Here is a 15,713-nt window from a genome sequence, read left to right on the forward strand (position 1 = left end):
ATGGCCGAACTGCTGAAGCGCGAGAACGACATCGTCACCCTGAAAATGGAGCTGACGAGGCCGCAACACGCACGCGCCACCCTGCAGTTCCAGGCCTGCGGCAGGCTGCAGAGCCTGCCGCTGTGGGAGGGCGGCCTCGAGGAATGGGGGCTGGCGCCGTCGATCGCCTCGGACCTACGCACGCGGCCGGACGAGTCGCAGTTCCATATAGCGCCACGCCTGCTGCCGAGCCTGCACTCGGTCTGGCTGCAGCACGCGGCGCCGCAACGCCCGCTGTGGATTCACCTGGCCAAACCCTACGGCGCGCTGCGCTTCCTGCCGTGGGAACGCCTGCTGGTCGACGCCTTGCAGACGCCGGTGTTGATGCTGCCGGATTTCATTTTCCCGCCGCCGCGCGAAAGCGCGACCATGTTGGACATCGCCGTCTGCGCCAGCGCGCCGCTCAACTGCGAACACGCCCATATCCGCGACGGCCTGGTCGATGCGATCCAGGCGATCGTGTCCGGCATCGACCGGCCGGTGCGCCTGCACGTGTTCGCCGACGCCGAAATGGGCGAACCGGTACGGCATCTGTCGCCGGGCTCGGCCGAACTGATCCTGCACCCGCCGGCCGATGCCGAGCGCTTCGTCGTCGAGGACCCGTCCTCGCGCCTGCTCGACAGCAGCGGCACGCTGCGTTCGCCCTGGCTGCTGTGGATGCGCCAGGCGCTCAAGCCCTACAGCACCGATGCGGTGCACTTCGTCTGTCACGGCCATCTGTCCGGCACGTCCGGAGCCATGCTGCTGGCGCAGTCGCCGCTGGGCCGCACCGAGAATTATCTGGCCGGCCCGGTCGGGGCCTGCGAGCTCACCAGCTTCCTGACCCAGGTCGGCGCCTGGTCGACCGCGTTCTCGGCCTCGCGCGACAACCACAACCCGGTCGGCCTGCGCGCACTGGCCGACGAAATCGCGCAATCGCTGCCGGGGCCGATGCTGTTGTTCAATGCGGCCTACGATGCGCCGACGGCATTGGCGCAAAGCTATCGCTTCATCCACGCGCAGTCGGCGCAACCGCCGCCGCGCTCGCGCGCCGTCTATCTGTATTGCCAGCCCTATCTGGTCTCGCCGACGCGCGGCGCCTCCGACGACAGCGAGTTGTCCGAGCAGGTGCGCAGCCATATCGAGCTGTATTCGCGCAACGACACCCAGCGCGATTCGGCCTTGAAGTCGCTGCCGCTGTCGGCCGCCGCATCCGCGACGCGCAGCCCCTCCTTCGTCCAGGCCGCCAGCAAAAGCATCTCCGCGGTCACCGCCGCGACCGAGCGCCTGGCCGAACAAGTGCAAGTGCAATACCAGCAGGCGATGCGCGACGAAATCCTTCCCGAAGCCATCGTCCAGCGCGACCTGGACACGGCCATGGACACGATCGACCTGCTGCGGCAGGCGGTGGGCGATATCGAGCGCCGCCGCATCCACGGCGAGATCGAGCAGCGCCTGGTCGAAATCGAACAGGATGCGCCGCCCGCCGTCGAGGCCGCGGTCGAAGCGCCGATCCAAGCGCCGGCTGAGGCCGGTATCGAAGACCGTTTCGCTATCGGCTTCGGTGTAGCCGATTCCGCGGAACAGGCGCTGCTGCAGGCCCAGATCGAACGCATGGACCAGATCGTGGACTACCGACTGCAGGTCGAACAATTGCCCGGCGAAGCGACCGAATCGCCGTTGGATCGACGCATCCGCAAGGCCCAGTTGGACATCGAGCAGCGCAAGCTGCAGTTGTCGGACTCCGACGAACTCGAGGACGCGCCATGAACGAGCGCACCATCCTCTCGGTCGATATCCTCGACGACGACCTGATCGCCAGCGTGGTGCGCGCGCCGTTCCCGGTCCACGGCGGCCGCGCCCTGGGCCGGGTGAAACTGCGCGCCGACCAGTTGCCGGGCCTGGACACGCAGACCGCGGTGCTTGCGCGCGGGCGCATGGTGCGCGATGCCCTGCGTCAGCACCAGGGCATCTCCGGCGTGCTCGACAGCCTCAGCCAGACCCTGCCGACCCAGGTCCGGCCTCTGTTCGTCATGCTCAATCCGTCCGAGGCCGAGCTGATCAACTGGGAGATGCTGTGCGACAGCAACGAACAGTTCGTGGCCCTCGACCCGCGCTGGCCGATCGCCCGCATCATCGATCCGATCAATGCACCCAGCCGCCTGCCCGGCGAACTGACCACGCCGGTGCGGCTGATGGCGGTGATCTCCGCGCTCGGCATCGCCGATCAGCGCAAGGAGTGGGAACTGCTGCGCGATGCGGTGCTGGCGGCGCGCCAGGACGGCCTGCCGGTGCTGCTGAAGCTGTTGGTCGGCGACTCCGCCCTGCACACGCGCATCCGCGATGAAATACAGCAAGACCCGGCCGGCCTGGCCGACATCGAAGTGGCGGCGATCGACGAGACCGCGGCGCGGCTGACCCAGCGCATCCGCCAGTGGTCGCCGAACATCCTGCATTTCTTCTGCCACGGCCACGCCGGCAGCGCCGGGCAATGGCTGGAACTGGCCACCGCCAACGATCACGTGCAATTCGCCGCGCACGACCCCGACACCCTCGCCGGCTCGATCAACCTGCCCTCGCAGGACCTGGTGACCCTCGGCGCGTCGCTCGGCAATCCCTGGCTGATGGTGCTGAACTGCTGCTCCAGCGGACAAGGCGGCAACGGCCTGCAGTCGATGGCCAACCAGGTCGTGTCGGCCGGCTTTCCGGCGGTGGTCGCGATGATGGAACCGGTCGAGGCCAACGACGCCTACGAGTTCACCCGCGCCTTCTATCCCGAGGCCCTGGCCGCACTGCTGGGCGCGCGCGAGGAACTCAAGCAACGCGCCAGCACCACCCTGGAATGGACGCCGATCATGTTCCACGCGCGCAGCGCCATCTCCCAGCTCGGCAACCGCGACGCCCAGGCCTCGCCGGAGTGGTCCCTGCCGGTGCTGTACGTGCGTGGCGTCGAGGCCCAGGTCTTCATTCGTCCGCTCGGCATCGAGCAGGCCAAATCCGACGAGTTCCGCATCCGCGCCGAAACCACGGCCTGGTGGCTGCGCACCGCCGGCCAACAGTTCAGCGAAGCCGAACGCATCGAAGCGCTGGAACGCACCCTCGCCGAAAAAGGCGTGCCCCGGGCGCTGTGGCCCTCCGCCGACGGGAACTTCGACCATGTCGGCGGACAATGAGCTGGCGTTGCTGCTGAGCAATGCCTGGTGCGGCGATGCCGTCGCCAGCGGCGCCTGCTCCGAACACGCGACGGCCTGGGCCTTGCGTGGCGCGATGTCGTCGCCGCGTCAACTCAGCGGCGCGGCGCCGGCGCTCGACCTGACGCAGTGGCAGGACCCGCGCGTCGGCTGGGGCGTGGTCCTGCCCGATCGCGACGGCCTCGGCGATGCCGACAAGGCCGCCGCCGCCGATGCGCCGGCGGCGATCCGCAGGCTGATCGCCGCGCGCGGCAACGCACCGGTGTTCCGCTATCGCCCCGAGATCGCCAAGGACGGCCGACTGCAGCGTTATTACCCGCATCGCGGGCCGGCCAGCCTGCGCCTGTCCGGCACCCGCGGCACGGTCGGCGACGCCGCGGTGCCGCGCTATCTGTTGATCGTCGGCTCGCCCGAGCAGATTCCCTGGCGTTTCCAGTACCGCTTGCAGACCGATGCCTTCGTCGGCCGTCTCGACCTCGACGAGGCCGGCCTGGAGCGCTACGTCGATGCGCTGCTCAACGATTGGCCGGGCCATCAGCGCGACGTCGAGGCGCCGTTGTTGTGGGCGGTGGATCACGGCCATCCCGACATCACCTTCCTGATGCGCAAGACCATCGCCGAGACCCTGTTCAAGGCCTTCGATGCCGATGGTTTCCATCCGCTGCTGCTGACCGGCGCGCAAGGACGCCTGGAAGACTTCTATGCCGGCCTGAAGCAACGCCAGCCGGCCTTCGTGCTGAGCTCCAGCCACGGCGCCACGTTTCCGCTACACGACCTCATACAGCTCAAGGCGCAGTTGGGTGCGATGCTCGACGTCGACCACGCCTTGCTCGACATCGGAGCCTTGCTGCGGGCCTGGAACCCGGCCGGCGCGATCTGGTACGCGCATGCCTGCTGCTCGGCCGGCGCCGACCGGCCGTCGACCTTCCAGGGCCTGGTCGACGAACAATCCAGCCTCGGCCGCATGCTCGCCGCGGTGGCCGGGATCGGCCCGTGCACCGCGCCGTTACCGCGCGCCCTGCTCGGCAGCGAACGCCCGTTGGCGGCCTTCATCGGCCATGTCGAACCGACCTTCGACTGGACCTTGCGCGATCCCGATACCGGCCAGCGCATGACCGATGCGCTGATCGTCGACACCTTGTACACCGCCCTGCATTCGGCGCAGCGTCCGCCGGTCGGCCTGGCCATGGACGGCTATTACGACGCCGTCGCCGGCCTGCTGCTCGACCACCTCGATGCCATCGAGGCCTTCAACAACCACGAACACGATGCCGAATCGCGGGCGCGCAAGGCCAAATTGCTGGCCATGGATCGCCTCGCGATGGTGGTGCTGGGCGACCCGACGGTGCGCTTGCCGAATTGAGGCGCGCACGCCTGGATCCGGGTCTCGGTCACTCCTTCGCAGCCGGCTTCCCCGCGCGGCGGGCATCGCCGAGCGTGGCGTAGGCTTTGCCGTCGCTGGACGTCCAACCGCTCAGCGACAACGAATCCGGTAAGGCCTGCGTCTGCACTTGCAGGCCGATGATCGCGGTGAACCCGGAGCCGACCGGCGCCAACTCGGCCAAGCGCGCGGCGCGGTCCTCGGCGGTGCTGAAGACGAAGGGCTGCTCGCAGCGCCCGGCCTTGGCCTCGGCATCGCTGCACTCGCCGGCCTGCGGTGCCGGTTCCGGAGGCGCTTCGCCGCCCACGGTGGCGGTCTTGGCCAGGTCGATGCGATAACGCCCCTCGCCCTGCGCCTGGACCTGCACCCGGTATTTTTCCACGCCGTAGGCCCAACTGGTTTCGCCCACCGCATCGAGATCGCGACCAGGCAAGGGCAGCTCGAAGTTTTCGCCGAGCAGTATGCCGAGCCACATCACCGGCGTACTGGCCAGCAAAGCGCCGAGTTCGGCGGGCGTGGCGACGGCCGTGGATTCGAAATCGGTCTTCGCGACATGGCGGCCATCGCCCAGCACGATCAATTCGATATCTTTTCCGTCGCGCTGCACCGACGCGGCGCTTTCGTTGCCGGGATAACGCTGCCAGCGCCCACGATAGGCTTCGTCCGGCGGAGAGTTCGAGCTCATCTCGACCGAAGCCAGGCACTGCGCCAACTGCAACAGGCGCCGGCAATCGGCTGACGCCGGCGACGCTTGCGTCGCGGCGACAGTCTCGGCCGCGCCGCTGCGCAGCGGCGCGAGCGCAAGCAGGCTCGCAAGGATGGCGAGGACGGCATTACGAATTGCACTCATGCGGTCGATCCCTGATCGTTGATGGCTTCATGCCCGATGCCGCGCGTTCCGCGGCGGCCCGGCACCGAATAGAACGGCGCTCGCCGATCGGCTGGGTGGCGATTGTGCTGCGTTGCCGCATCATTTTCCAGCCGCTACGCCACACGGGTCTGTGCCGGCAACGGCCTCGCAATGCCTGCTCGTCGCCCAACACGCACCGCTCGTCACGCGCCGCGCCGCCCCCAGCCGGAACTTCGCGCGGGCTCCACAGTGCGCGGCCGATGCTCGGACCGTGGGGAAGCGCCATCGCGCCCGATACCGACTAACGCCGCGCCCTCGCCCCCCCGCACGCGCTGCTTTCGCAAAACCGCAGCGCCGCCCCGCCAGTCGCCCTTCACGGTCGCTACTCATGTCTGAACGCTGGACTCGAAAGCAAGTCGCCTCGGCGATCGTCTCGACCGTTCTGATTACGGTCCTGCTGGGATGGCTGGCGGTCAATCTGGCCGGGCCGGAAAAGCGCCTGCAGCGCAAGCCCGAGCATCGCTACGCCGTGACCGACCCGCAGTTCCGCCAGGAGATGGGCGTAATGCTCGGACCGGCGCTGCTGTCCGGCAACCATGTGGTCGATCTGCAGAACGGCGACGAGATCTTTCCGGCGATGCTCAAATCGATCGGCTCGGCGCAACGCACGATCACCTTCGAGACTTACATCTATTGGTCCGGAGAGATCGGTAAACAGTTCAGCGCCGCCCTGTCGGAACGCGCCCGCGCCGGCGTGCGCGTGCACGTCACCATCGACTGGCTCGGCAGCAGCAAGATGGACTCCGATCAGCTCGCACAGATGCAACAGGCCGGCGTGCGCGTGCAGCACTATCGGCCGATCGCCTGGCACAGCCTGGACCGCATCAACAATCGCACCCACCGCAAGATTCTGGTCGTGGACGGGGCGATCGGGTTCACCGGCGGCGTCGGCGTGGCCGATCAGTGGCTCGGCCACGCCCAGGACCCGGAGCATTGGCGCGAAAGCCATTTCATGGTCCGCGGACCGGTGGCCGCGCAGATGCAGGCGGCCTTCAGCGACAACTGGATCAAGACCACCGGGCAGGTGCTGAACGGCCCGGAGTATTACCCACCGCTGCGTCCGGTCGGCCACATGAATGCGCAGATGTTTCTCAGCTCGCCGGGCGGCGGCAGCGACAGCATGCACCTCATGTACCTCATGGCGATCGCCGCCGCCTCGCGCTCGATCGATCTGGCCGCGGCGTATTTCGTTCCCGACGAGCTGATCGTCCAGGGCTTGATGGCGGCGCGCCATCGCGGGGTACGCATCCGCATTCTCGTCCCGGGCAAGCACACCGATTCCGATGCCGTGCGCCTGGCGTCCAAGGCCGGCTGGGAGCCCTTGCTTCTCTCCGGAGTCGAGTTCTACGAGTACGACCCGACGATGATGCACGTCAAGGCCCTGATCGTGGATCGGCACCTGGTGTCGGTCGGGTCGACGAATTTCGACATGCGCTCGCTGCGGCTGAACGACGAAGCCAGCCTCAACATCTACGACAGCGGATTCGCCGAGCGGATGACCACCGTGTTCGAGGCCGATCTGACCCAGGCCACGCCGTACACACTGGCGCATTGGCAGGATCGCCCGTGGACCGAGCGCTTCGCGGAGAAATTCATCCTGCCCCTGAAAAGCCAGCTGTGACGCGCATCGGCTCGGCTTTCGCAGCGGCGATCCTCGCTGCCACGACGCGATGAACGCGCGCGGTGCCACACGGCCTTAACTTTCGCGGGCGCAGGATCGGGTGTCGCCCGCGCATCGGCGCCCCTTTCCTTCAGGAGCAGCTCCATGGCCACTAAGAAGGCTTCCGCCTCGGCATCGAACCCAACCAAGGCCGACCGCGACACTCGCGGCAACGGCGACGAGTTGCATCAGTCCGCCTCCGGACGTCACCCGCCGCTCACGACCAACCAGGGCCTGCCGCTGTCGGACAACCAGAACTCGCTGCGCGCCACCGAGCGCGGCCCGACCCTGCTGGAAGACTTCATCCTGCGCGAGAAGATCACTCACTTCGATCACGAGCGCATTCCCGAGCGGATCGTGCACGCACGCGGATCGGCCGCGCACGGCTATTTCGAACTGACCCGTTCGCTGAAGAAGTACACGACCGCCGACATCCTGACCCAGGTCGGGCAACGCACCCCGCTGTTCTGCCGCTTTTCCACGGTCGCCGGCGGCGCCGGCTCGATCGATACCCCACGCGACGTGCGTGGCTTCGCGGTGAAGTTCTATACCCAACAGGGCAACTGGGACCTGGTCGGCAACAATATCCCGGTGTTCTTCATCCAGGACGCGATGAAATTCCCCGACGTGGTGCACTCGGTGAAGATGGAACCCGACCGCGGTTTTCCCCAGGCCGCCAGCGCCCACGACACCTTCTGGGACTTCATCTCGCTGACCCCCGAGGCGATCCACATGATCATGTGGGCGATGTCGGACCGCACCATCCCGCGTTCGCTGCGCATGATCGAAGGCTTCGGCGTGCATAGCTTCCGCCTGCTCGACGCCAAGGGCGCTTCGACCTTCGTCAAGTTCCACTGGCGGCCCAAGCTGGGGCTGCAGTCGACGCTCTGGGACGAGGCGGTCAAGCTAGCCGGCGCCGATCCGGATTTCCATCGGCGCGACCTGTTCGAGGCCATCGAGAACGGCGATTTCCCCGAATGGGAGCTCGCCGTGCAGTTGTTCACCCAGGAGCAGGCCGACGCCCTGCCCTTCGATCACCTCGACCCGACCAAACTCATCCCCGAGGAAACCATTCCGCTGACCGTGATCGGGCGGATGGTGTTGGATCGCTGGCCCGACAATTTCTTCGCCGAGACCGAACAAGTGGCCTTTTGCCCGTCGCATATCGTGCCGGGCATCGATTTTTCCAACGATCCCTTGTTGCAGGGCCGCTTGTTCTCCTACCAGGACACCCAGCTCTCGCGCCTGGGCTCGCCGAACTTCCATCAGTTGCCGATCAACGCGCCGAAGTGCCCGTTCGCCAACCTGCAGCGCGACGGCCATATGCAGATGAGCGTGCCCAAGGGCAGAGTCAATTACGAGCCCAGTTCGCTCGATCCGAATTCGCCGCGCGAAACGCCGGCCGGTTTCCGCAGCGCCGCCGCGCCGAGCGAGGACGGCAGCAAGGGGCGGATCCGCGCGGAAACCTTCGCCGACCACTACTCCCAGGCCAGGCTGTTCTTCCGCAGCCAGAGCGCGCCCGAGCAAGCGCATATGGCTTCGGCGCTGGTGTTCGAGCTGTCCAAAGTCGGCACCGCGCACGTGCGCGAAGCCATCGTCGGGCATCTGCGCCACGTCGACCCCGACCTGGCCAAGCGCGTCGCGGCCGGGTTGGGGTTGGAACGCCTGCCGCCGGCGCCGCCGACCGCGGTCGAGCCGGTCGATCTGCCGCCGTCGCCGATGCTGCAGCTGATCGGCAAGATGAAAGACACCCTGGCCGGGCGTTGCATCGGCGTGTTGATCGACGACGGTTCCGATGCCTCCGCCATCAAGGCCTTGCGCAAGGCGGTCGAAGCTGCCGGCGCGCGGGTCAAGCTGGTGGCGCCGAAGGTCGGCGGCGCCAAGCTCAGCGACGGCAAGCACCTTGCCGCCGACGGGCAATTGGCCGGCACGCCCTCGCTGCTGTTCGACGCGGTCGCGCTGGTGCTGTCGGACGCCGCCGGCAAGCGCCTGGCGAAGGAAGCCGCAGCCGTGGACTTCGTCCGCGATGCCTACGGCCACCTCAAGGCGATCGCACTGGATGCCGGCGCGCAGCACCTGCTGCGCGCAGCCGGGATCGAGCCGGATGCGGGCGTGGTCGCAGCCGACAAGACCGCGGCCTTCGTCAAGCTCGCCAAGGTCCGGCAATGGGACCGCGAACCCACGCTGCGAACGCTTGCGTGACCTCGCCCCTCATCGCGCATCGCGCCTGCGCTGCATCGCCGTAGCGGCGATGGCGTTTACCCAGGCCGTGACCGCCACGGCCTGGGCGGCGGCGCCGGACTGCAAGGCAGAGCTGCTGCAGGACCTGGGTTGGCGGCTGCGTCCGGCATCCGCCGGCAAGGTCGAGATCCGAGCCGGCGCGCCTTGCGATCGCGCGGATCTGGCCGACGCCCAGGCGGCGGGCGACCTGCGCGTCGCGGTTCCCGTCGGCCTCGACCGCCGCGCACGCGATCGGCTCCACGACGAACTGCTGGCGCATCCGGCCACGGCCTGCGCGTACGACTTCGCGCTCGGTGCGGCGACGCGGCGGGCGGTCGACCGCCTAGTGGCCAACCGAGGCTTTCGCTTTTCGGCCGTACAACTGGGCTGGATCGGCTTCGGCGCCAGCGGCTCGGCGCGAGACGGTTGGAGACCGGTCTCCTTGTTCGGCCGCGGCTACCGTCCCCGCGGCGCCAACTCGCGCGCGATCGAGGGTTTTTACAGCGGACAGGTCCGCGGCGAATGCGGGCTCGGGCGGCAGATCGCCCAGTACGCGGCCCAGGCCGAGCTGTATGGCATGGACGGTTTCGATGCCGAGTTCGATGCCGACGAGATCGTCATCGGCACCTTCAACCGCCTGCATTCCACCCGCAGCATCCTGCTCGGCAGCTCGGCGGGCCGCTATACCCACGACGGTCGCGCCGTCGCCGCCGCGCGCCAGGGCCGCCAGGCCTTCATGGGGCGCCCGGGTTTCGTGTTCCATGTGTTCGACCGCAGCAGCCTGGACGATATCAACAACCAGGCCGAGAACTTCGTCGTCTACGACGTCGACGCCCATGCCGCGGACGCTTTGCGCAAGCACGGCGGTTTCGAGTTCTACAACCGGCGCAATCGCGAAGTATGGCGGCTCGCCCGTTCCTTGCAGCCGTACCGGTCGAAGCGCTTCTTCGAGCGCTTGCTGTATGAGCGCGATCCGGCGCTGCGCGCCAGTCTTCCCGCGCAAACGCAAGCAACGATCGCCCGGCTGGACGCCGAACTCGCCGATCCGTTCTATCGCGGCTTCGAGATCTACGTGCACAAACAAGGCGTCAAGCCAGTCGGCTTCCATATCGTCCGCCTGCTCGACCGCAATCCGCGCACGCCGTTCCGCATCGAGCTGGCATTGCACAACCTGCAGACGACGCTGCAGCAGCGTTACTTCAGGCACAGGCTCAGGGCATGCGAACACGAGCGCAGCCTTTGATGGCCGATGGCGGGCCGCTCGCCGCACCGTGTCAGGACCCGAATCTGCGCGGCCGCATCGAAGCCAACAAGCCGTGAACAGTTCAGCTTCGCTCGTCCGCCGGCCGGCAAGACTCGAAGCCATCGACCGCCATGTGCGTGCAGCGTGAAGGCCGCCGCGTCTTTGTTTCGATGCAGTGAACCCCCGCACTTCGCCGCGCGACCGGCCATTAACACGACATGGCTCAATGTCGATATCAACCGACATCGTGAGGAGAATGAAATGCTCAGCTACGCCGTAGTCTTTCTGGTCATCGCTCTGGTAGCGGCCGTCCTCGGCTTCACCGGCATCGCCGGCGCCGCCAGCAACATCGCATGGATCCTGTTCGTCGTATTTCTGGTTCTGGCCGCGATTTCGTTCTTCCGCGGCCGCGGCCCGGTAGCCTAGCCGCTGCATGACGTCCCGCGACCGGCGCAACGATGCGCCGGTCGCGCGCGCTGGCAGCACCCGCACTGGCAGCAACGGCCATCGCTGTCGTCGTGAGGCGTCTACCCTCTCTCCAACCGCGACAGAACCCCAACCGGGGAGCATCGCGCAGACTCGCTCAAATGGCGAAGTCTTCCGCTGATAGCTACGTCGAAAGCGTCGCCTGATCGGTTGGGCGGCGCTTTCGACGCAGGCGGCGATCCAGGTCCGACATTTCGTAGGGCTTCGGCAGGAACTCGCAGTTCGGCGGAAACTCCGGCAGCCAGTTCGGCGAGTATCCGGAGGTCAGGATCACCCGCAGGGCCGGACGCACTTCGTAGGCATGCCTGGCCAATTCGATACCCGACATGCCGCCGGGCATGGAGATGTCGCTGAATACGACGTCGATCCTGCCGGCGTCTTCATTCAGTATCTGCAGCGCCTGCGCACCGTTCGCCGCGGTAACGACCGAATAGCCCGCATCGCGCAAGCTCTCCTGCACCACATCCAGGATGTTCTCGTCGTCGTCGACCAGCAGCACGGTCGGTTGCGACGGCGCCTCGATCAAGCTGCTCAAAGCGAAGTGCATCACGATGCTGGTGCCGCCTTCGGCAGACGACTTGAGTTCGAAGGCACCGCCGGTCTGCTTGACGAAACCGTAGACCTGGCTGAGACCCAGGCCGGAACCCTTGCCGACATCCTTGGTGGTGAAGAACGGTTCGGTGGCGCGCTTGGCCACTTCCGGCGTCATGCCGCTGCCGTTGTCGGATACCGAAATGCGCAGATGCTCATCGTGGATCTCGGTCGACACCCGGATTCGGCCACCGGCGGATGCGACCGCATCGCGGGCGTTGATCATCAGATTGAGCAGGCTCGCCTCCAGTTGGGTCGGGTCGGCCTGGATCGTCGCCGTGCCGGCGCACAAATCCAGGGACAACTCGATGCGTTCGTCGCAGACGCGGCTCAACAGCACCTCGGCATCGCGGATCAAGGCGTTGACGTCGACCGCCTTGGGTCGCAGGACCTGTCCGCGCGAGAATGCGAGCAACTGCTTGGTAAGGCGCGTGCCGCGGTCCAGCGCGCGGCGCGCGGTGGTCGTCGTGCGATCGAACTTCTCGTCGTCGTGCCGCACCACCCGAAGACGGTCCAGGCTGTGCCCCACCACGGTCAGCAGGTTGTTGAAGTCGTGCGCCATGCCATAGGTCAGTTGCCCGACCGCTTCCAGCTTCTGCGCCTGCAGCAGCGCGTTCTGCGCCTCTTCCAGCGCTTGCGCGGCATGCTTGCGCTCGGTGATGTCGCGGGTGACCTTCGCGAAACCAAGCAGCTCGCCGTCCTCGCGAATGGCATCGATGACGACGCTGGCCCAGAAGCGGGTTCCGTCCTTGCGCACGCGCCAGCCCTCGGCATCGAACTGGCCGGTCTGCGCGGCGCGCGCCAATGCGGCCTGGGGCACGCCGGCGGCGACGTCTTCTTCGGTATAGAAAATGGAGAAGTGACGCCCGATCACTTCCTCGGCGTCGTAACCCTTGATGCGCGCACCGCCCGAGTTCCAACTCGCGATGTTGCCGTTAGGGTCGAGCATGTAGATCGCGTAATCCACCACGCCCATGATCAGCAGTTCGAGCTGGCGCGACTGTTGGACCAAGGCCACGCCCTCGCCAATGCCGGTGAACGCATTGTCGATATGCAATGAGGTCGACATGGAACTCCTCTGACGTCTGGGGCGTCCTACAGTGCGCGTACGATCGGCGCCAGATGCTGAGCAATCGATAGTGCGCACAGGGACGACAGCCTGCAACGGAACCATGCCGATGCCGCCGCCGGATCGATAGGCGACGAGTCCCGAATCGAAGCGTTGCCGGCGCCGAATCGGCGCCGGCAACGTGATCGCCTCAGCCGTTAGCGACCGTCACGGTCGGCGTCGCCCGGAAGCGCCCGTTCGACGCTATGCCAAGCGTCCTTCGTCGCCGCCTTGGCCTTGTCCCAGCCGAGTCGCGACTGGCCTTTGACCTTATCCCAGCCACGGCCCAGCTCGTTTTCGAGCTTGTCGTCCCACTCGCGTCCGGCTGCCTGGTGGCGCGCCTGCACGCCATACCGATAGGCCGGCCGATAATCGTTGTAGCCGACGTCCTTTTCGCGATAAGTCGCCTCATCGAACCTGGATTCGTAGTAGCGGTCGGCTGCGTCGTAAGTACGGTAAGTCCGCTCGGTGCGGTCCCAGGCGTCGCGGACGGCGGGCTTCGCATCGGCCCAATCGAGCCGAGACTGATTGCGCGTACTGGCCCAATCGCGCTCCAGCTCCGCCTCGATGCTCGGGTCCCAGGGGCGATCGTTCAGGCGCGAGCGGGCTTCGGCGCCGTAAGCATAGGCCGGCGCGTAGTCGGTCGCATAATCGTACTTGGCGTCGTAATAAGGCCGCTCGGCATGAGCGCTCTGCCAGTACTCGGACTCTCCGGTCGGATCGATGCGCTCGGCGATGCCCTTACCCGCCGCTGCGCCCGCGATGGCGCCCACGCCGCCGCCGACCAGCATGCCGATGGGTCCGGCGATGGCGCCGATGATCGCGCCCGCCGCGGCGCCGCTGGCGCCGCCCAAGCCGACGCCGACTGGATGCGATCCCGGTGTACCACTGATGGGGTCGCGATTGAGATCGCGCGGCTCGTTTGAATTCGACATGTCGTCTCCTCGTGTGGCCTTGATGGCCGTGTGCAATGCCTGCAAGCATCCTCCCCGAAGGATGTGCAGCGCGTCGCCGAGGCGCGAAGACAGCATTAACATTGGCGAAAATTCGCGGCGAAACTGAAGCAGTCAGCAAGCCCTGAGCATTCGACCGCGGCGCATCGCAACGCAACACTCCATGGTGGCGATCGTTCAGGTGGCGCCTGCTTCGTTACGAACAGGTTCTAGCGCAATCACGAACGCATGCCGCGCTCCTCGCGCGGCCGCGGCTTCTTGTCGTTGCGCAAGGCGCTGACCACGATCGCCAGCCCGAGCCCCACCGCGACCACGAACAACAGCAGCGCGAAGGCCGGATAGCCGAACAGAAACGGCCCCACCCCCGAGCGCAGCAACAGCGCGCTGGAGATCAGCAGCGCGGCGACGACGATGCCGGCGGCGATGCGGTTGGCGATCTTCTGCAGGTTCTCCATGATCGCCGAATCCTGCCAACCGGTGATCCGCATCTGCAGGCGGTTCTCGGCGAGCAGCGACAGCACGGTACCGACCTTGCGCGGCGCATCCTGTAGCAGCGACTGCAGCTCGATCGCTTCGCTCGCCAGGTTCGCCGGCGACAAGGTTTGCAGCAGACGGTCGCGCAACAGACCTTGCAGGTGATCCTCGACCGTCGCCTTCAGGCTCAGCTCGGGGTCGAGCGCGACGCAGACGGTTTCGAGGTTGAGCAGGGTCTTGGCGAGCAGATTGAACTCGGGCGGGGTGCGCAAGCCGCACAAGGCGCTGAGGCGGCTCAGGTGCAGGAACAGGCGCCCTTCCGACCAATCCTGCGAATGGCCGTGCGCCGCATAGCGCGCTACATGTTGCCCGACCTCGCGCACGAAGCGGCCCTCGTCGAAATCGTGCAGCCGCACGCCCAGGGCGATCAGTTCGTCGGCCACCGCTTCGCCGCGCCCGTCCACCGCCGAGAACACCAGTTTCAACAAGCGCCCGCGCATCTTGGGAGGGATGTGCGCGACCATGCCCAGGTCGAATATCGCCAACCGGTGATCGGGCGTGATCAGCAGGTTGCCCGGATGCGGGTCGGCATGCATCTCGCCATGCACGAACATCTGGTCGAGGTAGCCGCGCAACAGATCGACCACCAGGGGGCGCATGGAATGCTCGGTGCGGCGCAGCCCGAGCGGTTCGGTGACCTTGCTGCCGGTCACCAGTTCCATGGTCAGCACGCGCGCACTGGACAGGTCGCGCAGCGGTTGCGGCACGACCAGCATCGGGTACTTGGCCAGGTGCTCGCCGAAACGTTCGAGATGATCGGCTTCGAGCCGATAGTCCAACTCGTCCATGACCGTCTTGCGAAATTCCTGGACCCAATCGACGAAATGCAGGCGCCTGCCGACCTGGGTGTTGTGATCGGCTTTCGCGGCGAGCATCTGCAAGGTGTCCAGGTCGCCGCGGATGAGCTGCGCCACGTTGGGCCGCTGCACCTTGACCGCCACTTCGCGGCCGTCGCGCAGGGTGGCGCGATGCACTTGCGCCAGCGACGCGCAGCCGAGCGGCTTGGCGTCGAATCCCGGAAAGACGCTGTGCAGCCGCACCCCCAGTTCCGCCTCGACCACCGCCTCGATGGTCGCCGCATCCAAGGCGGTAACGTCGTCCTGCATTTTCTCCAGCGCCGCCAGATACGCCGGCGGCACCATGTCCGGCCGCGTCGACAAGGCCTGGCCGATCTTGATGAAGGTCGGCCCGAGGGCTTCGAGGTCGCGTACGAAATCCGCCGGCCGTCCCTCTTCGGGCACCTCCACGTCGAGGTCGGTCGCGGCATCCCAGTCCAACCCGGTGAACACGCCCGAGTTTCGGTACTTGAGCAAAAAGCCGACCAGTTGCGCGGTGCGGGTCAAAGTGCTCGGGGTGGCGCTCATTGCGGCGGCTCCTTGGCGGTGATCGAACCATGACGCAGAACGGACAGGCCGACT

Annotated in this window: 11 protein-coding genes and 1 pseudogene; 7 read left to right on the top strand and 5 right to left on the bottom strand. The window is 66.8% G+C overall.

Annotated features, from left to right (window positions below):
* The 3 genes from ACKN61_RS15850 to ACKN61_RS15860 are packed head-to-tail and all read left to right on the top strand — an operon-like array spanning position 1 to position 4,572.
* Complete coding sequence (locus tag ACKN61_RS15850) at positions 1-1,788, top strand: hypothetical protein (RefSeq protein ID WP_408950346.1); 1,788 nt, start codon at positions 1-3, stop codon at positions 1,786-1,788.
* On the top strand, positions 1,785-3,191 hold the full coding sequence (locus ACKN61_RS15855) for a CHAT domain-containing protein (RefSeq protein ID WP_408950347.1): 1,407 nt from the start codon (positions 1,785-1,787) through the stop codon (positions 3,189-3,191). The genes ACKN61_RS15850 and ACKN61_RS15855 overlap by 4 nt, the downstream gene beginning before the upstream one ends.
* A complete protein-coding gene (locus tag ACKN61_RS15860) occupies positions 3,175-4,572 on the top strand; it encodes a hypothetical protein (protein WP_408950348.1) in 1,398 nt (465 codons plus the stop codon). The genes ACKN61_RS15855 and ACKN61_RS15860 overlap by 17 nt, the downstream gene beginning before the upstream one ends.
* A 28-nt stretch (positions 4,573-4,600) precedes the next feature.
* On the opposite strand, the gene ACKN61_RS15865 is transcribed toward ACKN61_RS15860, so the two are convergent.
* Entirely contained in the window at positions 4,601-5,440 is an 840-nt protein-coding gene (locus tag ACKN61_RS15865; RefSeq protein WP_408950349.1) for a hypothetical protein, read from the bottom strand.
* A 388-nt stretch (positions 5,441-5,828) separates the two neighbouring features.
* On the opposite strand from ACKN61_RS15865, the gene ACKN61_RS15870 reads away from it, so the two are divergent.
* The 4 genes from ACKN61_RS15870 to ACKN61_RS15885 all read left to right on the top strand — a co-directional run bounded on the left by ACKN61_RS15870 (position 5,829) and on the right by ACKN61_RS15885 (position 11,049).
* Positions 5,829-7,121: a phospholipase D-like domain-containing protein gene (locus ACKN61_RS15870; RefSeq protein ID WP_408950350.1), complete on the top strand. Its 1,293-nt coding sequence runs from the start codon at positions 5,829-5,831 to the stop codon at positions 7,119-7,121.
* A gap of 144 nt (positions 7,122-7,265) precedes the next feature.
* Positions 7,266-9,362, top strand: a complete 2,097-nt coding sequence (locus ACKN61_RS15875; protein ID WP_408950351.1) for a catalase — start codon at positions 7,266-7,268, stop codon at positions 9,360-9,362.
* Entirely contained in the window at positions 9,265-10,623 is a 1,359-nt protein-coding gene (locus tag ACKN61_RS15880) for a hypothetical protein (RefSeq protein WP_408950352.1), read from the top strand. Before ACKN61_RS15875 ends, ACKN61_RS15880 begins: the two co-directional genes overlap by 98 nt.
* A 261-nt stretch (positions 10,624-10,884) precedes the next feature.
* The gene (locus ACKN61_RS15885) at positions 10,885-11,049 is read left to right on the top strand and encodes a DUF1328 domain-containing protein (protein ID WP_408950353.1); all 165 of its coding nucleotides are present in this window, start codon (positions 10,885-10,887) and stop codon (positions 11,047-11,049) included.
* 184 nt (positions 11,050-11,233) lie between these two features.
* On the opposite strand, the gene ACKN61_RS15890 is transcribed toward ACKN61_RS15885, so the two are convergent.
* The 4 genes and pseudogenes from ACKN61_RS15890 to ACKN61_RS15905 all read right to left on the bottom strand — a co-directional run bounded on the left by ACKN61_RS15890 (position 11,234) and on the right by ACKN61_RS15905 (position 15,659).
* Positions 11,234-11,656, bottom strand: a complete 423-nt coding sequence (locus ACKN61_RS15890) for a response regulator (protein WP_408953839.1) — start codon at positions 11,654-11,656, stop codon at positions 11,234-11,236.
* Positions 11,654-12,769, bottom strand: a pseudogene (locus ACKN61_RS15895) (PAS domain S-box protein); the annotation flags it as partial. The pseudogene ACKN61_RS15895 and the gene ACKN61_RS15890, both read right to left, overlap by 3 nt.
* Positions 12,770-12,966: 197 nt before the next feature.
* Positions 12,967-13,743 carry a hypothetical protein gene (locus ACKN61_RS15900; RefSeq protein WP_408953840.1) on the bottom strand — a complete coding sequence of 259 codons (777 nt, stop codon included), beginning with the start codon at positions 13,741-13,743 and terminating at the stop codon, positions 12,967-12,969.
* Between the two features lie 236 nt (positions 13,744-13,979).
* Entirely contained in the window at positions 13,980-15,659 is a 1,680-nt protein-coding gene (locus ACKN61_RS15905; protein WP_408950354.1) for an ABC1 kinase family protein, read from the bottom strand.
* Between the last annotated feature and the right edge of the window lie 54 nt (positions 15,660-15,713).

The sequence above is a fragment of the Lysobacter sp. Hz25 genome, assembly GCF_046097045.1.
In the GTDB taxonomy this organism is placed as follows: Bacteria; Pseudomonadota; Gammaproteobacteria; order Xanthomonadales; family Xanthomonadaceae; genus Lysobacter; species Lysobacter antibioticus_B.